Origin of the sequence: Methyloversatilis sp. XJ19-49 (assembly GCF_024580145.1) — a bacterium.
Lineage (GTDB): Bacteria > Pseudomonadota > Gammaproteobacteria > Burkholderiales > Rhodocyclaceae > Methyloversatilis.
The window spans coordinates 12,552-36,308 of sequence record NZ_JANINI010000011.1; the positions used below are offsets into that span (position 1 = coordinate 12,552).

21 protein-coding genes and 1 pseudogene are annotated in these 23,757 nt (G+C 63.8%); 8 read left to right on the top strand and 14 right to left on the bottom strand.

Going from position 1 to position 23,757, the window contains the following annotated elements; all coding sequences use genetic code 11:
* Positions 1 to 238: 238 nt before the first annotated feature.
* The 3 genes from NMQ16_RS13575 (at position 239) to NMQ16_RS13585 (ending at position 3,398) form a co-directional block, all read left to right on the top strand.
* Positions 239 to 2,101, top strand: coding sequence for a methanol/ethanol family PQQ-dependent dehydrogenase (locus NMQ16_RS13575; RefSeq protein WP_257081319.1), 1,863 nt, complete (start codon positions 239 to 241; stop codon positions 2,099 to 2,101).
* Positions 2,102 to 2,300: 199 nt separating this feature from the next.
* On the top strand, positions 2,301 to 2,900 hold the full coding sequence (locus NMQ16_RS13580) for a pentapeptide repeat-containing protein (RefSeq protein ID WP_257081320.1): 600 nt from the start codon (positions 2,301 to 2,303) through the stop codon (positions 2,898 to 2,900).
* Between the two features lie 27 nt (positions 2,901 to 2,927).
* On the top strand, positions 2,928 to 3,398 hold the full coding sequence (locus NMQ16_RS13585) for a c-type cytochrome (RefSeq protein ID WP_257081321.1): 471 nt from the start codon (positions 2,928 to 2,930) through the stop codon (positions 3,396 to 3,398).
* Positions 3,399 to 3,466: 68 nt separating this feature from the next.
* On the opposite strand, the gene NMQ16_RS13590 is transcribed toward NMQ16_RS13585, so the two are convergent.
* The 13 genes from NMQ16_RS13590 to NMQ16_RS13650 form a co-directional block, all read right to left on the bottom strand.
* Positions 3,467 to 4,633 (bottom strand): methyl-accepting chemotaxis protein, encoded by a 1,167-nt coding sequence (locus NMQ16_RS13590; RefSeq protein ID WP_257081323.1) that lies wholly within the window; start codon positions 4,631 to 4,633, stop codon positions 3,467 to 3,469.
* Between the two features lie 210 nt (positions 4,634 to 4,843).
* Entirely contained in the window at positions 4,844 to 6,130 is a 1,287-nt protein-coding gene (locus tag NMQ16_RS13595; protein ID WP_257081324.1) for a TRAP transporter large permease, read from the bottom strand.
* Positions 6,127 to 6,789 carry a TRAP transporter small permease gene (locus NMQ16_RS13600; protein ID WP_257081325.1) on the bottom strand — a complete coding sequence of 221 codons (663 nt, stop codon included), beginning with the start codon at positions 6,787 to 6,789 and terminating at the stop codon, positions 6,127 to 6,129. The genes NMQ16_RS13595 and NMQ16_RS13600 overlap by 4 nt, the downstream gene beginning before the upstream one ends.
* Before the next feature lie 97 nt (positions 6,790 to 6,886).
* Complete coding sequence (locus tag NMQ16_RS13605) at positions 6,887 to 7,891, bottom strand: TRAP transporter substrate-binding protein (protein WP_257081327.1); 1,005 nt, start codon at positions 7,889 to 7,891, stop codon at positions 6,887 to 6,889.
* Positions 7,892 to 8,201: 310 nt separating this feature from the next.
* Positions 8,202 to 9,314: a chemotaxis response regulator protein-glutamate methylesterase gene (locus NMQ16_RS13610; RefSeq protein WP_257081328.1), complete on the bottom strand. Its 1,113-nt coding sequence runs from the start codon at positions 9,312 to 9,314 to the stop codon at positions 8,202 to 8,204.
* Complete coding sequence (locus tag NMQ16_RS13615; protein WP_257081329.1) at positions 9,308 to 9,835, bottom strand: chemotaxis protein CheD; 528 nt, start codon at positions 9,833 to 9,835, stop codon at positions 9,308 to 9,310. Before NMQ16_RS13615 ends, NMQ16_RS13610 begins: the two co-directional genes overlap by 7 nt.
* Positions 9,836 to 9,845: 10 nt before the next feature.
* Positions 9,846 to 10,712, bottom strand: a complete 867-nt coding sequence (locus NMQ16_RS13620; RefSeq protein WP_257081330.1) for a protein-glutamate O-methyltransferase CheR — start codon at positions 10,710 to 10,712, stop codon at positions 9,846 to 9,848.
* A 16-nt stretch (positions 10,713 to 10,728) separates the two neighbouring features.
* Complete coding sequence (locus NMQ16_RS13625) at positions 10,729 to 11,259, bottom strand: chemotaxis protein CheW (protein ID WP_257081331.1); 531 nt, start codon at positions 11,257 to 11,259, stop codon at positions 10,729 to 10,731.
* A 175-nt stretch (positions 11,260 to 11,434) separates the two neighbouring features.
* Positions 11,435 to 13,057: a methyl-accepting chemotaxis protein gene (locus tag NMQ16_RS13630; protein WP_257081332.1), complete on the bottom strand. Its 1,623-nt coding sequence runs from the start codon at positions 13,055 to 13,057 to the stop codon at positions 11,435 to 11,437.
* Between the two features lie 154 nt (positions 13,058 to 13,211).
* On the bottom strand, positions 13,212 to 15,467 hold the full coding sequence (locus NMQ16_RS13635; protein WP_257081333.1) for a chemotaxis protein CheA: 2,256 nt from the start codon (positions 15,465 to 15,467) through the stop codon (positions 13,212 to 13,214).
* Between the two features lie 20 nt (positions 15,468 to 15,487).
* Entirely contained in the window at positions 15,488 to 15,811 is a 324-nt protein-coding gene (locus tag NMQ16_RS13640) for a lipid asymmetry maintenance protein MlaB (RefSeq protein ID WP_257081334.1), read from the bottom strand.
* Positions 15,812 to 15,825: 14 nt separating this feature from the next.
* Positions 15,826 to 16,194, bottom strand: coding sequence for a response regulator (locus NMQ16_RS13645; protein ID WP_069037865.1), 369 nt, complete (start codon positions 16,192 to 16,194; stop codon positions 15,826 to 15,828).
* Positions 16,195 to 16,206: 12 nt separating this feature from the next.
* Positions 16,207 to 17,334 (bottom strand): methyl-accepting chemotaxis protein, encoded by a 1,128-nt coding sequence (locus tag NMQ16_RS13650; RefSeq protein ID WP_257081335.1) that lies wholly within the window; start codon positions 17,332 to 17,334, stop codon positions 16,207 to 16,209.
* Between the two features lie 304 nt (positions 17,335 to 17,638).
* Between NMQ16_RS13650 and NMQ16_RS13655 the strand changes: the two genes are divergently transcribed.
* Entirely contained in the window at positions 17,639 to 19,588 is a 1,950-nt protein-coding gene (locus NMQ16_RS13655; protein WP_257081336.1) for a sensor histidine kinase, read from the top strand.
* A complete protein-coding gene (locus tag NMQ16_RS13660; protein ID WP_257081337.1) occupies positions 19,585 to 20,199 on the top strand; it encodes a response regulator transcription factor in 615 nt (204 codons plus the stop codon). The genes NMQ16_RS13655 and NMQ16_RS13660 overlap by 4 nt, the downstream gene beginning before the upstream one ends.
* 15 nt (positions 20,200 to 20,214) lie before the next feature.
* Here the strand turns inward: NMQ16_RS13660 and NMQ16_RS13665 are convergent, their stop codons facing one another.
* Positions 20,215 to 20,874 (bottom strand): alpha/beta hydrolase, encoded by a 660-nt coding sequence (locus NMQ16_RS13665; protein WP_257081338.1) that lies wholly within the window; start codon positions 20,872 to 20,874, stop codon positions 20,215 to 20,217.
* A gap of 188 nt (positions 20,875 to 21,062) precedes the next feature.
* On the opposite strand from NMQ16_RS13665, the gene NMQ16_RS13670 reads away from it, so the two are divergent.
* The 3 genes and pseudogenes from NMQ16_RS13670 to NMQ16_RS13680 all read left to right on the top strand — a co-directional run.
* A complete protein-coding gene (locus tag NMQ16_RS13670; RefSeq protein ID WP_069037868.1) occupies positions 21,063 to 21,314 on the top strand; it encodes a hypothetical protein in 252 nt (83 codons plus the stop codon).
* A gap of 196 nt (positions 21,315 to 21,510) precedes the next feature.
* Positions 21,511 to 23,172: a PhoX family phosphatase gene (locus NMQ16_RS13675; RefSeq protein ID WP_257081339.1), complete on the top strand. Its 1,662-nt coding sequence runs from the start codon at positions 21,511 to 21,513 to the stop codon at positions 23,170 to 23,172.
* A 255-nt stretch (positions 23,173 to 23,427) separates the two neighbouring features.
* Positions 23,428 to 23,757: pseudogene (locus NMQ16_RS13680) on the top strand (tetratricopeptide repeat protein); the annotation flags it as partial.

Here is a 23,757-nt window from a genome sequence, read left to right on the forward strand (position 1 = left end):
CCGCCGGTCTTCGTGGCGCGAGCTTAACGCCGTGTGGCTGTCTCGGGGCGCGACATCCAAGTGTTCAACGGTTGAACACCCGCCAACTACGGGACTGACTCCCTGCTTTCGCGGGAATTTTCTAGCAACAGCTTGCGAGCGGCCTGCCTACGCTGCAGTGCGTGTCGCAGCCCGCCACCCCGATGCCTTGGCGAGCGGCGACGCCGACACGACACATCACACTGAAAGAGGAGTCAGGATGAAAACGTTTTCACTGAAGAACCCGGCACTTTGCATCGCGCTCGGCGCGCTGCTGGCCAGCCCGGCCCACGCCGCAAAGACGGTGAGCTGGGAAGACATCGTCAACGATGACAAGACGACCGGCGACGTGCTGACCTACGGCCTGGGCATGAAGGCCCAGCGTCACAGCCCGCTCAAGCAGATCAACACGAAAACCGTGTCGGCGCTCTCCCCCGCCTGGTCCTACTCCTTCGGCGGCGAAAAGCAGCGTGGCCAGCAGGGGCAGGCGCTGGTGCACGACGGTGTCATCTACATCACCGGTTCGTACTCGCGCATGTATGCCGTCGAGGCCAGGACCGGCAAGCGGCTGTGGACCTATGAGCACCGCCTGCCCGACGACATCCGCCCGTGCTGCGACGTCGTGAATCGCGGCGCCGCCATCTACGGCGACAAGGTCTACTTCGGCACGCTGGACGCCGGCATGGTCGCGCTGAACAAGGACACCGGCAAGGTCGTCTGGTCGAAGAAATGGGGTGACCACAAGATCGGCTACACGATGACCGGCGCACCATTTGTCGTGAAGGACCAGAAGAGCGGCCGCGTCATGCTGGTGCACGGCTCGTCGGGTGACGAATTCGGCGTGATCGGCTATCTGTTCGCACGCGACGTCGATACCGGCGAGGAAATCTGGGCGCGCCCGATGGTCGAAGGCCACATGGGTCGCCTGAATGGCAAGGACAGCACGCCGACCGGCGACGCCAAGGCGCCGAGCTGGCCGGATGATCCCGGTTCGCCGACCGGCAAGGTCGAAGCCTGGAGTCATGGCGGTGGAGCCCCCTGGCAGACCGCCTCGTTCGACGTCGAACAGAACATGGTCGTGATCGGCACCGGCAACCCGGCGCCGTGGAACACGTGGAAGCGCACCAAGGAAGGCGACAGCCCGAGCAAGTGGCCCAGCCTGTTCACGTCCGGTCAGGCCTACGTCGATGCCTCGACGGGCGAGTTGAAAGGCTTCTTCTCGCACACCCCGAACGACGCCTGGGACTTCTCCGGCAACAATTCGGTGCTGCTGTTCGAATACAAGGATCCGAAGAGCGGCAAGCTCGTCAAGGCATCGGCACACGCCGACCGCAACGGCTACTTCTTCGTGACCGATCGCGAAAGGCTCGCCACCGGCGCCGGCTACCCGTGGAAGCAGTCCGCGCTGATCGGCGCCTGGCCCTTCGTCGATGGCATCACCTGGACCAAGGGCTTCGACCTGAAGACCGGCATGCCCGATGTCGTCGAAAGCCAGTACCCACCGAAGCCGAAGGCCGGCGAGGAAAAAGGCGAAAGCATTTTCGTGTCGCCGCCCTTCCTCGGCGGCACCAACTGGATGCCGATGTCGTACAGCCCGGCGACCGAGTTGTTCTACATTCCGGGGAACCACTGGGCGATGGACTACTGGGCGGAGAACGTCACCTACAAGGCAGGTGCGGCTTACCTCGGCCAGGGCTTCCGCATCAAGAAGCTGTTCGACGACCACGTGGGCATCCTGCGCGCGATCGACCCGAAGACCGGCAAGATCGCCTGGGAACACAAGGAGCAGTTTCCGCTTTGGGCCGGTACGCTGACCACCGCCGGCGGCCTGTTGTTCACGGGTACGTCCGATGGCTATGTGAAGGCCTTCGACGCCAGGACCGGCAAGGAAATGTGGAAATTCCAGACCGGCTCCGGGGTCATTTCGGTCCCCATCACGTGGGAACAGGACGGCGAACAGTACATCGGCATCGCCTCCGGCTACGGCGGCGCCGTGCCGCTGTGGGGTGGCGACATGGCGGAGCTGACAAAACAGGTAAACCAGGGCGGCTCGTTCTGGGCCTTCAAGCTGCCAAAGCGCTGATCTGGCGGGGCCGCTGAGCCCCGCTGTGTCCTCCTCAGGCGGGCCGTCGTCAGGCGGTCCGCTTCCTTGTTCCTGGTCGTCGCGTCCAAGCCCGGGAAAACAGCGGCCACTCCTCCGCTGGTCTACCCGTCGAAGTCACCCGGGCACCGCCTGTCGCACCCGGGACCGTGACGATCAGGATTCTTTTCGGGATACGCCCATGAAGCTGTTGCACATGCTCGCCCTCTTTGTACTGTCTGGCAGCCTGATCGGTCCGACCCACGCGATCGATGCGTCGCCTGGCGAAAACGGGCATGAGGAAGTACTGGTCATCAATGGCTGCCCCATCTGGCCCTACACCCGCTGTCCCGGCGTTGATCTCAGTCACGCCGACCTGTCGCTGCGCGATCTCGCGGGCGCCGATCTGACGGGCGCAAAACTGGTCCGCGCCGACCTGCGCAGTGCCAATCTGGCGGGCGCCATGCTGGACGGTGCCGATCTGAGCGCCGCGAAGGTGCAGAAGGCGAACATCCCGGCTGCGTCGCTGCGCGGCGCCAGGCTCATCGCCACCGATCTGGAGTTCGCGCGCATGTTCCGCGCCGACCTCAGCAATGCCGACCTGTCGATGGCGAACATGGAAGCCACGCGCGCCACGCATGTGCGGCTGAACGGGGCACGGCTGATCGACGTGAACATGCAGGAAACCAAGTTCCAGGAAGCCGACTTCCGCAATGCCGTCATGAAGAACTGCTTCACCCGCTTTGCCGTGTTCCTCGACGTGAGCTTCGAGGGCTGCGACGGCTGTCCGGTGGACTGGTAAGCCCGATCAACGATGCCGAGACCCGACATGACACACCGACTGCTGGCCCCGATGTTCGCACCGCTGCTCGCCACTGCGCTGTTCCTGCTTGCGGGTGCCGCTTTCGCGGAGCGCCCGCCGGCACCGCTGACCGACACCTCGTCGCTGCCTGCACTGGGCGACGCCTGGCGCGACGCCAACCCGTATCGTGACGACGAGACGATCGCCGCGGTAGGGCGCACGCTGTACAACGAAACCTGTTCGAAATGCCATGGCCCGGACATGAACGCGAAGGGCCACCCTGCCCCGCCGCTGCGCCGCCTTCAGCGCTACTGCAGGAAGGTGCAGGACGCCGCGCTGAAGACGCGCTGCCTGGCCGATGTCGATCACTACTTCGTGACCACGGTGAAGCAGGGCAAATACATTCTGGGTGTTGAACACATGCCTGCATGGGACGGCATCCTGAAGCAGGAAGCCGTGTGGGCCATCAAGACCTACGTCGATTCGCGCAGCCGCTGAACGGCACCCGCAATGAAAAAGGCCCGCCGGTACATGCCGGCGGGCCCTTGCTTGCCGAGGAAAGCAGGTCAGACCTGGAAGGTACGCAGACTGCCTTCGAGTTCGCGCGCCGACGCGGCCAGCGATTCACCCTGCGTGGCGGTCATCGACACGCCGCGCGCGTTGTCTTCCGACAGCGCCGACAGTTCGCCGGCATTGCGCAGGATGGCGTGCGCCGTGGTGTCCTGTTCCTGCATGCTCAGTGCAACTTCGCCGGACTTGCTGACCAGTTCGTCCATGCGCTGCAGGATGTCGGTGAAGGTGTCGACCGCGCCGCGCGAGGTCTTGACCGCACCGCTGACCCGCTCGCTGGCCTGTCCGACGCGTTCCACGGTTTCCTTCGCGTCGTGACGGATCTTGGCAACGATGTGTTCGATGTCGGCGGTCGAGCCCTGCGTGCGCTGAGCAAGCTTGCGCACCTCGTCGGCCACCACGGCAAAGCCGCGGCCCTGTTCACCGGCACGTGCGGCTTCGATCGCGGCGTTCAGCGCCAGCAGATTGGTCTGGTCCGAAATTTCCTTGACCACGTCGTTGATCTTGGCGATCTCCTCGGAATCCTTCACCAGCCGTTCGATCACGGTCAGCGACTCTTCCATCTCGACCGCGATGCGGCTGACGCCTTCCATCGAGTGTTCGAGGTCGGTCTTGCCGCTGCGGGTGCTGTCGCCCGTACTGCGCACGATGCTGTCCATGTCCGCCGACAGGGCCGCGACCTGACGCGCCGACGCCGTCATTTCCTCCATCGCTTCAGCGACAGTGCGGATGCGATCCGCCTGCTTGGTGCCGTTCTGGTTCGCCGTGATGGTCAGTTGCGACAGTTCCTCGGCCGACTGCGTCAACGTCGATGACAGCGCCGTCATCTTCTCGATCAGCTTGCGGAAGGACTTGCAGGCCTGGTTGTACTCGTAGCCCAGCCACGCGAAATCGTCCTTGCCGGACAGGCTGAGCTTGTGGTTCAGCTTGCCTTCGGCGAGGCTGTGCAGCGCATTGACGACCATCTCGGCACGCCGGCCGAAGCCGTTGCCGAACCAGAAGCCGACACCAAGGATTGCCGCACAGCTGACCGCACCTGCAGCCAGCATGCCGACGGTGCCCGGAAGAAAGGTTTGCTGCACCCCGAGTGTGGTCACGCTGACGACACTCGCCAGCAGTGAATGAAATATGAACGCCTTTCGCACGCTGAGCTGATTTCTCATGTATTCCTCCTCGGAAGCAAGATTGATGGCCGGAAAGGCGGCGACGCTTGTGTAGTTTTGACTTCTCGTTGCAGTGCGCCGTCCGACTCGTTCTGCAGATAACGACAGGTGGAGAGCCGGGCTTGAATCAATAGTGAAAAATCAGAACGCCGCACCAGGGTGGTGCGGCGTTCTGCCCGGGTTGCAACACGGACCAACGGGAAGCCGGGGCTAACTCATCATGCCCAGCGTGCGCGGCAGCCAGAGCGACAGCGACGGCCAGTAGGTGACGATCATGAGGAACGCGAGCATGGTGATGAGCCAGGGCGTGACCGCCTTGGTCATGTCGGTCATGCCCAGTTTCGCGATGCCGCTGCCGACATAGAGGTTGAGCCCGACCGGCGGCGTGATCATGCCGATTTCCATGTTCACCGTGATGATGATGCCGAAGTGCACCGGATCGATGCCCAGCGCCATCGCCACCGGGAACAGGATGGGCGCCGTGATCAGGATGATGGACGACGGCTCCATGATGTTGCCGGCCATCAGCAGCAGGATGTTCACCACCAGCAGAAAGCCCAGCGCACCCAGCCCGCTGTCCACCAGCCAGGCCGCCACCGCCTGCGGAATCTGCTCCGACGTCAGCAGGAAGGAGAACAGGATGGCGTTGGTGATGATGTAGAGCAGCATCGCGCTCATGTTGGCCGAATCGAGCAGCACCTTCGGTATGCGCTTCAGCGGCAGATCGCGATAGACGAACACGGCGACGATGAAGGCGTACACCGCGCTCATCGCTGCCGCTTCGGTCGGCGTGAAAATGCCTGTGTATATCCCGCCCATCACGACGACGATCAGCATCAGGCCCCAGAATGACTCGCGAAAGGCATGGAGGCGGTCAGCCACAGGGGCCTTGGGCATGCGGGGGTAGTTGTTCTTCTTGGCGTACCACCAGGTCGTGAAGCCCAGCATGAACAACAGCACCGCGCCCGGAATCACGCCCGCCATGAACAGCGCACCGATCGACGAATTGGTCGACACCGCGTACATCACCATCACGATCGAAGGCGGGATCAGGATGCCCAGCGCGCCGGAGCTGGCGACAATGCCGGCGCCGAACTTCATCGGGAAGCCCTGCTTCACCATTGCCGGCAGCAGGATGGCGCCGATCGCCGCCACAGTCGCCGGGCTGGAACCGGACACCGCGGCAAACAGACCGCAGGCCACGACACCGCCCATGCCCAGACCACCGTGGAAGTGGCCGACCAGCGAAGTGGCGAAATTGATCATGCGTTTCGCCACGCCGCCATGGGTCAGGAAGTTGCCGGCCAGGATGAAGAACGGAATCGCCATGATTTCGAACTTCTCGATACCCGTGAACAGCTTCAGTGCCACCGACTCGACCGGCACGTCGGTCATCGTGAACAGGAAGGTGAGTACTGTCAGACCGAGCGAGATCGAGACCGGCATGCCGGTCAGCATCAGCACCAGCAGCATGACGAAGATGATGGCGGCGCTCATTTGCGACCTCCCTTCGCGTGCTCGGCTTCTTCGGCGTTTTCGACCGCCTCGCCCACCAGGATGGGCTTGACCTCGTCCATGCCTTCGACGTGCGCATGATCGTGATGCGGCAGCTCACCAGTACGGATGAAGGTCGTCATCACCTGCAGGAAGCGGAAGCACATCAGGCCGGAGCCGAGCGGAATCGCCATGTAGACCATCCAGGTCGGCCACTCGAGGTCGGGCGTGGTCGGTCCTTCATACAGATCGCCGATGTCCAGCCCCATCGTGCTGCGCACCGCGTAGGCAGCGCCGTTTTCCCACACGAAGTGACTGCCCAGCACACAGATGATGCCGGTGAACAACGCGCCCGCCGCCAGGCCGAAAATGACGAACTTGTTGCGCAGCGCGGGTTGCAACTGGTTGATCAGCACATCGACACCGACGTGGATGCCGGTGCGCACCCCGTAGGCGGCGCCGAACTTGGCCATCCACACGAACAGGATGATGCACAGCTCCTGCGCCCAGCTGAGGTTCAGTGACAGCAGCCAGTCCTGCAGGCCCGGGATGCTGTATCCGCTGGCGTAGCGATGGACGACTGCGACGAAGATGACGATGGTGGCGACGCCGATCAGCAGCGTGATCAGCCACTCCTCGATATGGTCGAGCAAGCGGAGCACGGCAGTCTCCCCGAAAATTTGAATGGTGCGCAGAGAACCCTGCGCCCGGCGGACAAGCCGGTTGCCGCCCGAACGGGCAGCAACCGGAGCAGGTGGCTTACAGCTTCGACGGATCGAATGCCGTTTCCTTGTAGATGGCATCGATCAGTTCGCGACCGATGCGCCCTTCCATCTTCTTGTGCACCGGCACCATGACGCGCTTGAACGCAAGGCGCTCGTCGGCCGTCGGCACATAGACCTGGGTTTTGCCGCTCTTGCGGATGCCTTCGAGCGAGTTGTCGTTCTCTTCCTTGGCGATCTGGTTCGCATACTCGGTCGATTCCTTCATCGCCGCATCGAGCTGGCCGCGCACATCGGCCGGCAGGCCGTCCCAGAACTTCTTGTTCACGATGACCGCATAGCCGAGATAGCCGTGATCGGTCACCGCCATGTGTTTCTGTACTTCGTGCATCTTCTGGGTATACATATTGGAGTGCGGGTTCTCGGTGCCATCGACCACGCCGGTCTGCAGCGCCTGATACGCCTCGGAGAACGCCATCACCTGCGGCAGCGCGCCGATGCTGCGCATCTGCTCTTCGAGCACCTTGGACGACTGGATGCGCAACTTCTTGGCCTTCAGGTCGGCCGGCGTCCTGATCGGCGTATTGGCCGAGAAGGACTTGAAACCGTTGTCCCAGAACGCCAGACCGATGATGCCCTTGGAATCGAGCTTCTTCAGGATGCCGGCGCCGATCGGGCCCTTGGTCACCTTGTGCAGGTCGGCGTAGCCATCGAAGATGAACGGCAGATCGAACACCTCGAATTCCTTGACGCCCAGCGGGCCGAACTTGGCCAGCGACGGCGCCAGCATCTGCACGGCACCCAGCTGCAGCGCCTCCATCTCTTCCTTGTCCTTGTACAGCTGGCTGTTCGGATAGACCTCGACCTTCACCTTGCCGCCGGTCAGTTCCTCGGCGCGCTTCTTGAAGAATTCCGCCGCCTTGCCCTTCGGGGTTTCGGTCGCCACGACGTGACTGAACTTGATCACGATGGGCTGTTGCGCGACTGCAAACGGGGTGAGGCCGAGCGCGATCAGGCCGAACAACATCGAATGAAGTTTCATGAGGTCTCCTCCTTTATGGATGCACCGGACGCGAACGGCCCGTGTGATGCACAAATTCTGGGCGCGTCACTTCACAAAGGCCATTGTGGATATCCGCAACCGCGATCGCGCGCGCGCGCGCGCGGAGCGAACAGGCGCTCACCCGGGGGGAAACCGGTCTGCTTGTCCAGGATGCGATGCAACAGCGCGTTGACCGGCAGGATGCCGACTCGCGATCACGACGCAACGAGAATCAGCCCGCGGTTGCCGCGGCGTCGAACCTGCAGGGGCGAAACGCCTTCAGCCGAGACACGCCCGGCCGCAAATCCGCTCACTTGCCGTAGCGGTTGATCATGCCGGGAATCTGATCCAGTCCGATCACGTGCTCGGCTGCGCCGAGCTTGATCGCCTCCTTGGGCATGCCGAACACCACGCAACTGGCCTCGTCCTGGACGCAGGTGGTGGCGCCGGCGTCGCGCATCTCTTTCAAGCCGCGCGCGCCGTCATCGCCCATGCCGGTCATGATGATGCCGAGCGCGTTCTTGCCTGCGTACTTGGCCACCGAGCGGAAGAGCACGTCAACCGACGGTTTGTGACGATTCACCAGCGGGCCGTCGCTGACTTCGACTACGTACTGCGCGCCACTGCGCCTGAGCATCATGTGCCGCCCACCGGGCGCAATCAGTGCCACGCCTGGAATCACGCGATCGCCGTTCACCGCCTCCTTGACGTGAATTTCGCAGATGCTGTCGAGACGCGCCGCAAACGCGGCGGTGAAGCGCTCGGGCATGTGCTGAACGATCACGATGCCGGGCGACACACGCGGCAGTTGCGTCAGCACGGCTTCCAGCGCCTGCGTGCCGCCGGTCGAGGTCCCCAGCGCAATGAGCTTGTCGGTCGTCATGCGCATGGCTTCTCCCATGACCGGCGGCAACATGGCGTCGGCCGTCAGTTTGGGACCGGCCTTCGGGCCGGGCACCGGCGCCACTCGCGGCCTGCCGACGCGCGCGCGCGCTGCGGCCTTCACCGCATCGGTCAGTGCATGGGCCGATTCATGAAGGAACTGCTTGATTCCGATCTTCGGCTTGGTCACCACGCTGATGGCGCCTGCCGCCAGCACTTCCATCGTGGTTTCCGCACCCTTTTCGGTCAGCGACGAACAGACGACGATGGGCGTCGGACGTTCCGACATGATGCGGCGCACGAAGGTGACGCCATCCATGCGGGGCATTTCGACGTCGGTCACGATGACATCCGGCCACTCGACCTTCAATCGCTCGAAGGCAACCAGCGGGTCGGACGCGGTCGCGATGACGCGTATCTGCGGGTCGGCGGACAGCAGTTCCGACAGCACCTGGCGTACCACCGCCGAATCATCGACGATCAGAACGCGAATACGTGCACCGGCCGGTGCCGGCGTCCTGGCGGCAGTCTGGCTCAGCATGCGAGTTCTCCGTGGGTGCTCACGCCTGCGCCGGAGTGGGTATCGTCATGGCGCATCCACACCACCCCGCTGCTCACCTCCATCACCAGCACGCGCTGTCCGTATCCGCCGGTATGTTCGGCCACCGGCCGGACGCCCAATTCTTCGAGCAGTGTCCGCGCGCGCTGCACATTGGCTTCACCTATCGGGACCTGCTGGCGCCCGGCAATGCCCGGAAACATATTGCCCCCGCCAAACAATTTGAAAGTGTAGTCAAGCTCGCGCGTTCCGAAGCGTCTTGCCTCCCGGATCATGGAATTCAGGGCGCCTTCGGCGAATCGCGGACTCAGTCCATCACCCTCCCGATCCGGATGGCCACCGCCGGGCAGCATGAAATGACACATGCCACCCATTCGGCGGACTGGATGCCACATCGTGATCGCAACGCACGAGCCCAGAATGGTGCGCAGGCGTGTCGTTTCGTCACCAAAGAACAGCTCTCCGGGCTTCAGATAAATCTCGATCGGCGTCAGCTGCCTCATACACATATCACTATTTGAGCCTGTAGATCGAGGGCTTGACGATCTCCACGCGGTCTGTCAAGCCGTGCAGGTTTTCCGAATGGCTCACGAATACATGGCCGTGCGGTTTCAGCCTGGACAGGACCCGTGCCATGACCTGCCGCTTTGTCTCCGGGTCGAAGTAGATCATCACATTGCGAATGAACACGATGTCGAACATGCCGATGTCGGGCAAGTTCTCGTTCAGGTTGATCTGGGCGAACGACACCCGCTCACGCAGGGACCGGTCGATGAGGAAGGTCCCTTCTTGCGGACCGGTGCCCTTGAGGCAGAAGCGCTTCAGGAAAGCGGGCGGAATCTTCTCTGCACGGGTCATCGGATAGTGTGCGCGACGCGCCGTTTCGAGCACGCGCGTACTCAGGTCCGAGCCGAAGATTTCCCAGCGCCGTCCCATACCCAGCGTATCGGCCAGCACCATCGCCAGCGTGTAGATCTCCTCGCCGGACGAACTCGCAGCGCTCCATATCCGCAGCGGCTCGCTGCCTTCGAAGTCGTTCAGCAGGCGATCGCGCAGGAAGCTGAAGTGGGCTGGTTCGCGAAAGAAATAGGTTTCGTTCGTGGTCAGAAGGTCGATCGCGACCTGCAGTTCGCCCGGCCGGCTTCCTTCCATCAGCAGCTCGAAATAGGCACTCCAGCCGCCTACGCCACAAGGCGCCAGCCGCTTGGCCAGGCGCCCCATGAGCAGCGTCTTCTTGTGGTCGGCGAGAGCAATGCCCGCCACCTCGTGCAGCCAGCGCTGGAAACAACGGAAATCGGCGTCACTGATCGGCGGGGGGAAGGATGCCGTCGCCGGTCTCCCGGGCGGACTGCCGGCAAGAGCCGAGGCTGTTGCGCTCATGAAAGAACTCCCGCAGTCAGCCTGCGGCCTTCATGTCATTGACCGCGACCATGTCCTCGCCAGCCAGCACGCGGTCGATGTCAAGCATGATCACGAAGCCGTCGTCGAGCTTGCCCATGCCGGCAATGAAATCCGCCCTCACCTTCGCACCGAAGGACGGCCCCGGCTCCACCGACTGCGGCGGAATGTCGACCACCTGACTCACCGCGTCCACGATGATTCCCATGTCCTGCGCCTCACCGTCGTTCGTCACTTCCACGATGACGATGCAGGTCCGTCGTGTCACGGCAGCGCTCTCGCTGCGCAGACGGTTCGCCAGATCGATCACCGGTACCACCCGGCCGCGCAGATTGATCACCCCGCGTACGAAGCCCGGCATCATCGGTACCTGCGTTACGCCGCCGTACTCGATGATTTCCTTCACCGACAACAGGCCCAGCGCGTAGCTTTCGTCGCCCAGCCTGAAGGTCAGGTACTGCTGTTGCTGCTCCGCCGCAGAGTCGTCCTCATCTACGACGGCCAGTGCCAATGCTTGGCGTGAATTCATGTCGCCCACTCCCTAGAAACCTGTGAAATCGTCGTCACCGCTGCGCTTGAGCCGCTCGCTCTCGCCCGTAAATGCGGGCTGTTGTCGCCAGTCACCGTCGCGGCCAGCCGCAGCTGGCGCACGAGCCGGACCGTCCGCGGTCGCAGTTGCTGTGCGACCGCCAGCCGGAAAGTACTCAGAAGCGCGAGAAGTCCGTCTCTGCAGGCGCCTCGGACGAGCTCGTCGCAGCACGTGCCCGCGACGAGCGGACGGGTGAGCGATTTGACGACGGCAACTGGGCCGCCGAGCTGTTGCGCAGGCGGAAGAAGGACATGGCCTGCTGCAGCTGCTGCGCCTGGCCGCTCATTTCCTCGGCGGTCGCGGCCAGTTCCTCGGACGCCGATGCCGTCTGCTGCACGGTCTGGCTCAACTGGCTCATTGCGCTGTTGATCTGCGACACACCGCTGGCCTGTTCGCCCGACGCGGCCGAAATCTCCTGCACCAGATCCGAGGTGCGCTGGATCGACGGCACCAGTTGTTCCAGCACATCGCCGGCACGCGCCGCCACCTTCAGCGATTCGTTCGCCACGCTGCCGATTTCCTGCGCCGCGATCTGCGAGCGCTCGGCCAGCTTGCGCACTTCGGTCGCCACCACCGCAAAGCCGCGGCCATGGCTGCCGGCGCGCGCTGCCTCGATCGCCGCATTCAGTGCCAGCAGATTGGTCTGATAGGCGATGTCGTCGATGATGGATATGCGCTCGGCGATCTTGCGCATGGCTTCCACCGTCTGCTTCACCGCTTCGCCGCCTTCGGCCGCCTCGCGCGAGGCCTGCGTGGCGATGCCGTCGGTCACCCGGGCGTTCTCGCTGTTCTGGTTCACCGACGCCGACATCTGTTCGACCGAGGCCGACGTTTCCTCGACACCGGCCGATTGTTCGCTCGCCCCCTGGCTCAGCGACTGGGCGGTTGCCGACACTTCTTCCGACGCACTCGCCAGGCCGTCGGCACTGCCATTGACCTCGGACACGACGGATTCGAGCTTGCCCACCATATTCTTCATCGCCTGCAGCAGCTGCCCGGTTTCATCCTTCGATGTCGCGTCGATGGAAACCGTCAGGTCACCGTCGGCCAGACGATTGGCCACATTGACGGCGACGCCCAGCGGCTTGGTCACGCTGCGGCTGATGAAAAAGCCCAGAGCGATCCCTGCAAACATTCCCGCCACGATCAATATGATCATGTTCGTGCGGCCGCTTTCAAAAACCTGGGTCGTTTCGTTCGACGCATCGAGGGCACGCGCCTCTTTCACCTTGGTCAGCGCAGTCAAGGTCTCGTCGAGCGTGTCGGCGTTCCTGCGACCGCTTTCCAGCATCGCGGTCAGTTCCGGGTTCTTGGTCGCCAGTTCCTGCTTGCGGATCATGACCACCATGCGCTGCATTTCCTGCTGGTAGGTTGTCCATGAAGCATCGAACACGGAAAAAAGTCGCTTGGCTTCTTCGGTGACGAAAATGGGCTTGGCCTTTTCGATGTATTCGTGGATCGACGCCGCGTACTTGTCGATCGCCGCAAGGCGCATTTCACGTTCTTCGGTGGTCTCGGCAAGCAGCGCGTTGCCACGGGCCCGACCGATGTAGATGAGATTGATGTTCGCTTCCTTGATGTACGAAAGACCGAGCAATTCCTTGTAGTACAGGTCATCCGCCATCGAATTGATCTTGCCCGAATTCGATATGCCCACCCAGCCGACAACCGCAGTGATGATCGCGAGCACCATGAACGCGACAATCAGCCGAACACCGATTTTTATATTGGAAAACACGACAAGTACTCCTTCAATTGAAAACTTTCCGAATCGACCCCGAGCGCCCATCGATCACTGCAATCGGGTCCAGACTTTGCATCCCTGATTTCAACCAGCCTCCCGGCCGGACCCCACCCACACGTTTCGCTTGATCACGGCGTGCGCGACGCCATCAGGCAGGCGCCGCCGCATGGCGCGATGTTTGCCCCTGCATTTCAGTAATGCCGGCCGCTGTTGCGCCTGCACTGCCGGCCATCTTCATCAACCCTGCCACGTCCAGAATGAGCGCGATCTCGCCGCTGCCCAGGATGGTCGAGCCGCTGACGCCGCGCAGCGCACTGAACAGCTTGCCCAGCGGCCGGATGACGGTCTGGTGCTCACCCATCAGTTGATCGACGACGATGCCGGCCTTGGTCTGGCCGAACTGCACGACCACGACGTTCTCGCGCCGCTCGGGCGCGGAGCTGTCCATATCGAAAGCTTCGCGCAGCCACAGCAGCGGCAGCACTTCTCCGCGCATGTCGAGGTAGCCGCGCGTACGCGCAGCATCGCGGATGGAGCCGGCCAGTTCGACGCATTCGACGATCATGTCGACCGGCAGCACGAAGCTGGCCTTGTCGATGCCGACCCGGAAGCCGTCGATGATGGCCAGTGTGAGCGGCAGACGGATGCGGATTCGGGTGCCCTTGCCCGGCTCCGTCTCGATATCGACCGTGCCGCGCAGGGCTTCGATGTCGCGCCGGACCACGTCCATGCCGACACCGCGGCCGGACAGATTGCTGATCTGGTCGGCGGTGGAGAAGCCCGGTGCAAAGATCAGGCGGTCGATTTCGCGCTCACTGAGCTGCACGTCCTCGGCCACCAGACCACGCTCGATCGCCTTGCGCAGTATCTTGTCCCGGTTCAGGCCACCGCCATCATCGGCGACGTCGATCACGACACCGCCGGCTTCGTGGTAGGCATTCAGCATCACCTTCGCGCGCGCCGGCTTGCCGGCGGCCAGCCGGACATCGGTTGTTTCGATGCCGTGGTCCATCGAGTTGCGGATCAGGTGCATCAGCGGATCGCCGATGCGTTCCACCACTGTCTTGTCCAGATCGGTTTCGCCACCGCTGACCTGCAGTTCGATATCCTTGCCGAGTTCGCGGCTGACGTCGCGCACGACGCGCTGGAAGCGCTGGAAGGTGGCACCGATCTGCACCATGCGCAGCGACAGCGCCCGGTCGCGCACTTCCTCGACCAGACGCGTGAGGACTTCGCTCGCTTCGGTCAGCTGACCCTGGGCAAGCATCTGCGCCACGTTCTGCACGCCGGCGCTCGCCACCACGAGTTCGCCGACAAGCTCGATCAACTGATCCAGCTTGTCGGCGTCGATGCGCAGCGAACGTGCCTCCTGCGCCTTGGTGTCCTTGACCTGCTTTTGTTTCGCGAGCGCGGCATCGACCACGCCTGCGCTGACCGCTCCGCCTTCGATGAGTATTTCGCCGATCTGTTGCGACGTTGCAGGCGCCTCGGTGTCGGTCCCGCCGGTTGCCGCGGCGGCGGCTCCGGATTGCAGCGACAGGCCGCGTTCGAGTTCGGAACGGGTCAGCGCACCGCTCAGGACAAGCATTTCGCCCAGTTTCATGTCGTCTTCGGGCAACGCGCGCAACACACTGATGTACTCGGAAACCTGTGAGTAGGGCGGAATGATGTGAAGCACGCTTTCGTCGCGCACGAATTCGAACACACCCTCGATTTCCGCCTTCGAGGCCTCACTGCGGAAATCTATCTCGAATCCGAGGTAGCAGGACTCCGGATCGAACTCCAGCCAGGAAGGCAGGGCGTCGACCAGGGTGTCGAGATGGACAATGTCGCCCAGCGTGCGCAGATAGCGCAGGAAGGACGTCGGATCCATGCCACTGCGCAGCACGTCGGCACCAAACCGGATCGACAGGTGCCAGTTTCCGTTCTCGCAACTGTCTTCGATGGCAGCCTCGCTGCGACTGACGCCAGCAGGTGCGGAAACGACTGCGCTTGCGGAGGGCTGATCGGGTTGTTTGCCCAGCAGAGCAAGCAATGCCGCCATCTGGGCGTCCCCCTCGGCGCGCTGGGCGGCGTCGAGCTCGCGCTTGTCGGCCATCGCGTGCACCAGCACGCCGATATGGTCCTTGTTGCGCAGAAGCAGACCGATCACATCGTTGCTGACGATCATCTGACCGTCACGCACGCGGTCGAGCACACTTTCGACTTCGTGCGTGAAATGGACGACATCGTCGAATCCGAACACGCCAGCCGTGCCCTTGATGGTGTGCGCAGCGCGGAAGATGTCGTTGATCAGTTCATTGTTGTCCGGCTCGCTTTCAAGCTGCAGCAGCGATTCTTCCATCCGGGTCAGCAGTTCGTCCGCTTCGGCGAAGAAGGCCTCCAGGGCGGGTTCGAGATTCATGAGTGAATTCCTTATGCTGTTCAGGCAGGCTGCGCCGGCATGACGACCGGATCGCCGAACACATGGCTCAGCTGCAGCAGTTCCATCACTTCGAGCATGGCTGCGCTGTGCGCCACCAGTTCGAAACCGTGGCCGTGCGCTTCGGCGGCCCGCTTGGCGGCGAGCAGCACCTGCACGCCACTGCTGTCCACCTCGGTGACCTGCGCAAGGTTGATCCTCAGATCACGTTCTTCCGACAGCGCGCGCGTCAGGATCCCGTAGGCATCGGCGGCGCCGAATATGGTGAGCTCACCCGCCACCTTCAGCTCGGTCACGCCACCGTCGTCCGTACGTTCGATTTCCATGTCGTCGCTCCGCTTCAGGGCAGGCAGAGCTTGGATACGGCCATCAGCATCTGGTCCGGCTTGAACGGCTTGACCATCCATGCCTTGGCGCCGGCCGCCTGGCCTTCCGCCTTCTTCGACTCCTGGTTCTCGGTGGTCAGCATGATGACCGGCGTGAACTTGTAGGCCGGCAGCTTGCGCATTTCCTTCACGAAAGTGATGCCGTCCATGTTCGGCATGTTCACGTCGCTCACCACGAGGTGCACCTTCTGACCGGTGAGCTTCGCCAGTGCGTCCTTGCCGTCGCAGGCTTCGAATACGTCATAGCCGGCGCTCTTCAGCGCGATGCTGACCACCTGGCGCAATGACGACGAATCGTCCACCACCATGATTGTCTTTGCCATGTGTCACTGCTCCTAAAAGAAAACGAGATCGTCGCTGGACTTGCTGGCCGCCTTGCCTGAACCACCGTGATTGCCGCGTTCTTCCGGCGTCGTGTAGCGAAGCTCGAGGTTGGCGACGAGCGGACGCAGGTCGGGTGCCTGACCAGCCGGAACGCCGGCCACTTGATGGCCAAGTTCGTCGAGGCTTTCGCAGACGTGGGCAAGCACCTGATCGATGCGGTCCTGGAACTGGAGGTGCGGCAGCGTGGCCGCGATATCGTGCTGGATGCCGGCCGCCTGATGACGCAGTTCGGCGTTCGATTGGGCCAGTACGTCAAGCAGCTGCGAAAAGTCGTCGAGCACACCCTTGATGCTCGATTCGGAAACCTTGAAGGATTCGATGTCGCGGCTGGTCGAACTTTCGACCAAGCGTGCCGAGGCCAGAATGGCATCGCTTACCAGCTTGGCCTTTTCGGCGATCTTCTTGCCGGTGTCGCCGGACGCGGTGGAGAGCTTGCGAACTTCGTCGGCCACCACGGCAAAGCCCCGTCCGGCCTCACCGGCTCGGGCCGCTTCGATCGCGGCATTCAGGGCCAGCAGATTGGTCTGGTCGGCAACCTGCTGCACCGACGTCGCCATGCCGCGCAGATCGTCGGCGTAGCTGGCCAGTTCTCGTATCTGCGCCAGCATGAGATTCTTGTCGGTCAGCGCGCCCGACATGCCCTCAAGCACCTGGGTCAGCTGCGACTGCGAGCTCTTGAGCACCACATCGACGCCGCCCTTGCCGGCCGACGTGCCGCTTCCCGCCGAGGCCGCCACGGCCGCGTCGAGCTTGGCGATAAGCCCGGAGAATTTCTGGATCAGTTCGCCGATGGCCACCTCGGCCTGTATGCGAACGCCATTGATCTGCCGCTTCCAGATCGGTGCCGCTTCGCTCGACAGCAACACGAGGCTGTCGCGCAGTTCGCCCACGAGGGGGTCCGGTGCGACGGCATCAGGCGCGACATCCTGCGACACAACGGTGTCGCGCCGGCACAGTGCGACGGTGGTCCAGCCGATGACGCTCAGCGCCAGCCCGGCGACGACGACACGCACCCACAGGGCGACATCGATCGGTGCGACGCACCAGCCACCCAACACCAAAACGACCATCGTATGCATGACACAGGTCAACGTTCTTCTCACTTCAAACTCCTTTGTGGCCTGTACATGCTGCAGATTGCACCGTTAAATTTTTCACTCTTTTGGCTTAACGGAGGACAGTCCCCGAGCTTGAGCGGCATGTGATCCTTTTTTACGTTTTGCCGGCTTCCCGCACGTCGTCGTCATGCCGGGCGCGCTTGAGACAGCCGGGTGCGTAGGCACGAGACCTGTTGTGGATATCCGAAGCAGCCGAAGCCGGCGTCCGACGTATCATCGAAGGCCGCCATCTTTCACGGCCGGGGCGTTCCGGCCGCTGCAGACAATGACCAGCCGTTCGTTGCCGTCCGCATTCCTTGCTCGCTCGACCCCGGTCGCGGCGCCGGGCTGGTACTGGGTCTTGCCGCGCGTGGCATTGGTGCTGTTCCTCGCCGCCATCGCGGCACTGGTCTGGCTGCTGCACAGCAAGGATCAGGAAGACCAGCGCGCCGCGATGATCAGCGACGTGCTGTGGATGGAACAGGACTTGCGATTCCACCTCGATCGCAACGTGGAACTGATCGGGCAACTGGGTCGCGAGGCCGCCGAAAAGGGCTTCGACGCGGCGGCGATCGAACTGCGTGCGCGCAGTCTCGTGAGCAATGGCCAGGGCTTGCTGAGCGTCGAACGTCTGCTTGCGGTCGACGCGGCCGATGACGCACTCGCGGCACCGGCCCGGCTCGCCGACCGGATCGGACAGGCGGTCTATCTGCCACCCCGTGCATTGCAGGACGGCGATGTGCAATTCGACGTACTGGTGCCGCTCGGTGCCGGCCGGGGCTGGATGCTCGGTCGCTACTCGCTGGCGCAGATGCTCGTGCGGTCGGTGCCGTGGTGGTTTGCCGAGCGCTATGCGGTCGAGGTGATCGACAACACCGAACACGTACTGGCCAGCAAGTCGAAGGTATCGTCCGGCAACAGCGATCTGGGCTATTCGCTCGCTTTCGACCCGCCCGGCCACGGGCTGCGGCTGCGCGTTGCCGCCTACCGCAGCGAAACCCGCTTGCTGCCGGCGCTGCTGGTGGTCACCCTGGTCGGCCTCGCGCTGACCATGCTGTGGAGCCTGTGGGCGCTGCGCCGCCACCTCAATCGCCGGCTCGCCGCCGAACACGCCTTGCGCGAAGAGCATGCCTTTCGCACCGCGATGGAGAACTCGCTGATCATCGGCCTGCGCGCGCGCGATCTCGAAGGCCGCATCACGCACGTCAATCCCGCGTTCTGCCGCATGGTCGGCTGGACTGCCGAAGAGCTGATGGCAATGCGCCCGCCGATGCCTTACTGGGCACCCGAACACGCCGAGCACATCCGGGCGCTGCACGACGGCATCCTGGCCGGCGATGCGGAAAAGCGCGATGCGATCGAACTGACTTTCATGCGGCGCGACGGCGAACGCTTCGATGTACTGATTTCAGAAGCACCGCTGGTCGATGCCGAAGGCCGGCACGTCGGCTGGATGAGCTCGCTGCTCGATGTCACCGAAAGCAAGCGGGCCGAGGCGCTGTACCGGCAGCAGCAGGAACAGCTGCAATTCACCGGCCGCCTCATCACGATGGGCGAAATGGCATCCACGCTGGCGCACGAACTGAACCAGCCGCTGTCGGCCATTTCCAGCTACAGCACGGCCTGCCTGAACATGATCGAAGCCGGTCAGGGCCACCTGTCCGACTTCCGGGAACCGCTGTCGAAGATGAATACACAGGCACGGCGCGCCGGCACCATCATCCGCCGCGTGCACGAATTCGTGCGACGGTCCGAGCCGCAGCGCGTGCGCTGCGCGCTGAACGACATCGTCGACGACGCGGTGGCCCTGATCGAAGCCGATGCGCGCAAGCGCAACATCCACATCACCACGTCACAGGCGCCGGATCTGGCTGACGTGCAGGCTGACCGCGTGATGATCGAACAGGTACTGCTGAACCTGATCCGCAACGGCATGGACGCCATGGCCGGCAGCTCGGCGGAAAGACGGCGGCTGCAGATCGATACCCGGGCCGATGGCGAAGACGTGCAGGTGGCGGTGCGCGACAGCGGCGCCGGCATTCCGCCCGACATCGCGGAAAAGCTGTTCGCGCCCTTCTTCACCACCAAACCGGACGGCATGGGCATGGGACTGAACATCTGCCGCTCCATCGTCGAACTGCATCACGGCAGGCTGTGGTTCGAAGCGGCCGAAGGCGGCGGCACCGTGTTCATCCTGAAACTGCCGGCGGCCGATGCACAGGCGCTGCTGACATGAGTACGAGCCAGATCTTCATCGTCGACGACGACGACGCGATCCGCGATGCGCTCGGCTGGCTGTTCCGCTCGCGCGGCCATGTCGCGCGGCTGTGGTCATCGGCCGAGGCGCTGATTGCCGGTGGCGAGATCGGGCGCTGCGGCTGCCTGCTGCTCGACATCCGGATGGACGGCATGAGCGGGCTCGAACTGTTCGCATGGCTGCGCGAAAACAGCCACGACATCCCGGTCATCTTCCTGACCGGGCATGGCGACGTGCCGATGGCTGTCGCCGCGCTGAAAAAGGGCGCCTTCGATTTCGTGGAGAAGCCGTTCAACGACAACGAACTGGTCGACCGGGCGCTGGCCGCGCTCGACATCCACCACCAGCGCTCGAGCCGCCAGGCCGCGGCGCGCGAGGTCGACGAGCGCCTCGCACAGCTCACCAGCCGCGAGCTGGAAGTGATGGAACGCGTACTGGCCGGTCAGATGAACAAGGTGATCGCGATGGATCTCGGCGTGACGATGCGTACGGTCGAGGTGCATCGTGCACGCATCTTCGACAAGATGGGCGTGCGCTCGGCGGTCGAACTGGCGCAACTGCTCACCGCCCGCACCCCGAAGCCGGATTGAGGCGTCATCAGGAAATCAGGCCAGTACTCTCAGCAGCCATCGATTCAGATCGGCGATTTCGTCCGGACACACCTCGTGGTCCATGTCATAGGTGTGCCAGTCACACGACACCGACAGATCGTCGAGCACGGCGCGCGCGGCCAATGCACGGTCGATGCCGACCACGCTGTCTCCGAGCCCGTGCGCCAGAAATACCGGCACATCGCGGTTGGCGGCGCTGCGCTCGCCCGCCGTCTTGCCAGCCAGCGGCAGATAGCCCGACAACCCGGCGATGCCGGCCAGTCGCTCGGCATGGCGCAGGCCGGCGACCAGCGCCATCGCGCAGCCCTGCGAAAACCCCACGAGCACGATGCGCGACGCCGGCATGCCGCGTGCGGTTTCGCGCGCGATCAGCGCCTCGACGATCTGTTGCGACGCGCGGATGCCCGCCTCGTCATCGATGCCCGAGCCGGGCGCGAACACGTCGAACCAGGCACGCATGATGTAGCCGCCATTGCGCGTGACCGGGCGTTCCGGCGCGTCGGGCAGCACGAAGCGCACCGGACCGACGGCATCCAGATCCAGCGCACGGCACACCGGCACGAAGTCGTTGCCGTCGGCTCCCAGGCCGTGCAGCACGATGAGGGTTGCGCTCGGCGCAGGGCCGGATTCAAGTTCGATCAGGTTCACCGCCATGTTCCAGCTCCGGAAAGTCATTTTTCGAGGACCGGGCAGTCGCTGAACCGAAAGCGTGCCCCGTATGCGCATCGTACCGAACGCCCGCCCGCGCGCCGACTGGTCAGGCGGCGTGGATCCGCTGCAGAACAATTGCCCCACCACCCGACCGGCGCGTTACAGTGCGGCCATCCCAACTGGAGAATGCAATGAAGACATTGACCGTACACCTCACCGCCGAACTTCAGGTGCCCGACGACTGGACTCTGGTGGACCACGCCTCGGGCGTCACCGTGCTCAAGGTGGGCGACCAGTTCATCGACTTCGACATCACGCCGCTGTCCACGCGCGAGGACGACCCGGAAGCGCTGTGGAGCGATGACGACCAGACCCTGACCAGCCAGGTGCTCGATTGCGTCACCGAACTCGATACCGACATCGAGATCGCCTACCACCAGTAAAGTGCGTGCGGCGGCCCTCACATCGGTTCGCAGCCAGCCATCGATGATCGAGCGGGACGCACGTCGGACTGCATAGTCCGATCGGCGTATTTTGAACGTCCAGCGCGTCAACGCCCTGCAACAGCCTGCGAACAAGCTTCTGATCGCATGATCGCCCGGATGGTCCGTGCGGCGCGCCCGGAACAAGGAAACGCAGATGTCGTCCAGAGAATTTTCGCCCGCCCGTCGCCTGCTGCTCAAGAGCTCAGGCGTTGCCGCCGCCACCCATTTCACCGGAGTCATGGCCGCGCTGCACACCAGCAACGCGCTGGCCGCCACCGGCAAGCAGACCGTTTCGGCGCTGTCGCCCTACGGCCTGATTGCGCCGGTCAACGATCTGACGACCGGCCTGCCCCTGCTGCAACTGCCGAGTGGCTTCACCTACCGTTCATTCGGCTGGGCGGGTGACGCCATGGACGATGGCCGCAGCACGCCGGATCTTCCCGACGGCATGGCCGTGGTGACCTCGCGCCGCACGGGGCGCAGCACCGAACTGGTGCTGGTACGCAACCACGAGCGCGGCGTAGCCACCTCGCTGGACGACGCCATCAACGCGCCGCACAACTACTCGACGACCCGCGTGAACGGCATCATCACCGCCTATTACGGCAGCGTGCCCATCCGCATCGGGAGCAACGGCGCAGGCGGATTCGCCGTGCAGACCAACCCTGCCGGCCCGGCGCCGCTGCCGTTCGACGGCTTCGCCGCAGGCGGCACCACCAATCTGCTGTTCCGCGACAACAAGTGGGCCGGTGCCACGTCTTCGATTGGCGGTACGCTCGGCAACTGCGCCGGCGGCCCGACCCCCTGGGGTACCTGGCTCACCTGCGAGGAGACGGTGTTCGACTTCTCGCTGATCGGCGGCAAGAAGCACGGCTATGTATTCGAAGTCGGTGCCGACCCGGCGGAGTCGAGCGCCGACCCCATCGTCGGCATGGGTCGCTTCGTGCACGAAGCCGTGGCGGTCGATCCGACCACCGGCTACGTCTATGAAACCGAAGACAACCGCAACGTTGCAGGCTTCTTCCGCTACGTACCCGACGACACCAGTGGCGAACCGGGCAGCCTGCACAACGGGGGCACGCTGCAGGCGGCACGTGTGAAGACCATCGTGCGCAAGGCGACCGCCGCCACGCTCGAACAGGCCAATGACATGGGGCTGCTGAATCCCGACATCGGCGACGAATACGAACTCGAATGGGTGGATATCGCCGACCCCGATGCGTCGCCCGTCGTCGTGGTCGGTCAGCCGGGCGGCGTCAGCCTCGCCTTCATGGCGGGCCCGACCTTCCAGGCACGCAGTCAGGGCTGCGCGCGCATGAGCCGTGGCGAAGGCATCTGGTACGCCGGCGGCAAGATGTTCATGATCGACACCGCCGCCGGCGTCGATGGTTCGGGTCGTCCGGGTCAGGGCGAAGGATGCGTCTGGGAACTGACGCTATCGACGATGCGCCTGCGCGCCATCTTCGTAAGCGGTGGCCAGACCGTCGGCAACAACCCGGACAACATCACGGTCAGCCCGCGCGGCGGCATCGTGCTGTGCGAGGACGGCGGCGGCTCGACCGACGCTTTCGGCACCGGCGCACGCCTGCTTGGCCTCAACAAGGCGGGCGAAGCCTTCATCTTCGGCAAGCACAACGTCGTGCTCGATGCCGCGCAGATCGGCGCGGCGGGCAAGCAGGTCGCTGGCGGCGACTACCGCGGCACCGAATTCGCCGGCGCGTGCTTCGACCCGACCGGCCGCGTGCTGTTCGTCAACATCTACCGGCCCGGCATCACGGTCGCCATCACCGGACCGTGGGCACGCGGCAACCTCTGAGCCCCTGGCCCGCTCACCGCCTGCCTGCGGGCAGGTGGTGAGCACCGGGTTGCCGCTCCCGCGCAAGGGTGTGGCGGCAGCGCTGTCGAGCGCCGATGTCCGGCCCTCGACGCGCGAGACGACCGACGCAGTGACCGGGCTCGATACCGACGTCGAAATTGCCTACCATCAAGAGGTGACAGCCGTGGTGACCTGCGACGGGCGCGCAGGTCCCTGACGGAGTCCGGTATCGCCCGACCATACGGGAGTCTGCCCATGTCCTTGCGCACCATCACAGGCCTGACCGTCAGCGGCGCCAACCCGCGCAGTCTCGAACTGCTCGAACTGGCGGAACACCAGTTCCGCTGCTTCATCGGCGATCCGGTGGCCACCGTGAGTGCAGCACTCGAAGACAGCCCGGACATGGTCATGGGCCATGTGCTGCTCGCCTACCTGATGCTGCTCGGCACCGAACCTGCCGGACTTCCGGTTGCGTCGGCGGCTTGCCGCAGTGCAGAGAAATTGCCGGCCAATGCGCGCGAAGCGCACCACGTCAAGGCGGTCGGTCTGCTGGTCGGTGGTCGTGTGGGGGCGGCCGCGCGCGGG

Coding starts and splice junctions, on each gene's coding strand:
- NMQ16_RS13675 (WP_257081339.1), top strand. CDS start 21,511: ATGTCGTCCAGAGAATTTTCGCCCGCCCGTCGCCTGCTGCTCAAGAGC.
- NMQ16_RS13655 (WP_257081336.1), top strand. CDS start 17,639: ATGACCAGCCGTTCGTTGCCGTCCGCATTCCTTGCTCGCTCGACCCCG.
- NMQ16_RS13605 (WP_257081327.1), bottom strand. CDS start 7,891: ATGAAACTTCATTCGATGTTGTTCGGCCTGATCGCGCTCGGCCTCACC.
- NMQ16_RS13615 (WP_257081329.1), bottom strand. CDS start 9,835: ATGAGGCAGCTGACGCCGATCGAGATTTATCTGAAGCCCGGAGAGCTG.
- NMQ16_RS13645 (WP_069037865.1), bottom strand. CDS start 16,194: ATGGCAAAGACAATCATGGTGGTGGACGATTCGTCGTCATTGCGCCAG.
- NMQ16_RS13625 (WP_257081331.1), bottom strand. CDS start 11,259: ATGAATTCACGCCAAGCATTGGCACTGGCCGTCGTAGATGAGGACGAC.
- NMQ16_RS13635 (WP_257081333.1), bottom strand. CDS start 15,467: ATGAATCTCGAACCCGCCCTGGAGGCCTTCTTCGCCGAAGCGGACGAA.
- NMQ16_RS13660 (WP_257081337.1), top strand. CDS start 19,585: ATGAGTACGAGCCAGATCTTCATCGTCGACGACGACGACGCGATCCGC.
- NMQ16_RS13595 (WP_257081324.1), bottom strand. CDS start 6,130: ATGAGCGCCGCCATCATCTTCGTCATGCTGCTGGTGCTGATGCTGACC.
- NMQ16_RS13580 (WP_257081320.1), top strand. CDS start 2,301: ATGAAGCTGTTGCACATGCTCGCCCTCTTTGTACTGTCTGGCAGCCTG.
- NMQ16_RS13670 (WP_069037868.1), top strand. CDS start 21,063: ATGAAGACATTGACCGTACACCTCACCGCCGAACTTCAGGTGCCCGAC.
- NMQ16_RS13575 (WP_257081319.1), top strand. CDS start 239: ATGAAAACGTTTTCACTGAAGAACCCGGCACTTTGCATCGCGCTCGGC.
- NMQ16_RS13620 (WP_257081330.1), bottom strand. CDS start 10,712: ATGAGCGCAACAGCCTCGGCTCTTGCCGGCAGTCCGCCCGGGAGACCG.
- NMQ16_RS13665 (WP_257081338.1), bottom strand. CDS start 20,874: ATGGCGGTGAACCTGATCGAACTTGAATCCGGCCCTGCGCCGAGCGCA.
- NMQ16_RS13585 (WP_257081321.1), top strand. CDS start 2,928: ATGACACACCGACTGCTGGCCCCGATGTTCGCACCGCTGCTCGCCACT.
- NMQ16_RS13650 (WP_257081335.1), bottom strand. CDS start 17,334: ATGCATACGATGGTCGTTTTGGTGTTGGGTGGCTGGTGCGTCGCACCG.
- NMQ16_RS13590 (WP_257081323.1), bottom strand. CDS start 4,633: ATGAGAAATCAGCTCAGCGTGCGAAAGGCGTTCATATTTCATTCACTG.
- NMQ16_RS13610 (WP_257081328.1), bottom strand. CDS start 9,314: ATGCTGAGCCAGACTGCCGCCAGGACGCCGGCACCGGCCGGTGCACGT.
- NMQ16_RS13640 (WP_257081334.1), bottom strand. CDS start 15,811: ATGGAAATCGAACGTACGGACGACGGTGGCGTGACCGAGCTGAAGGTG.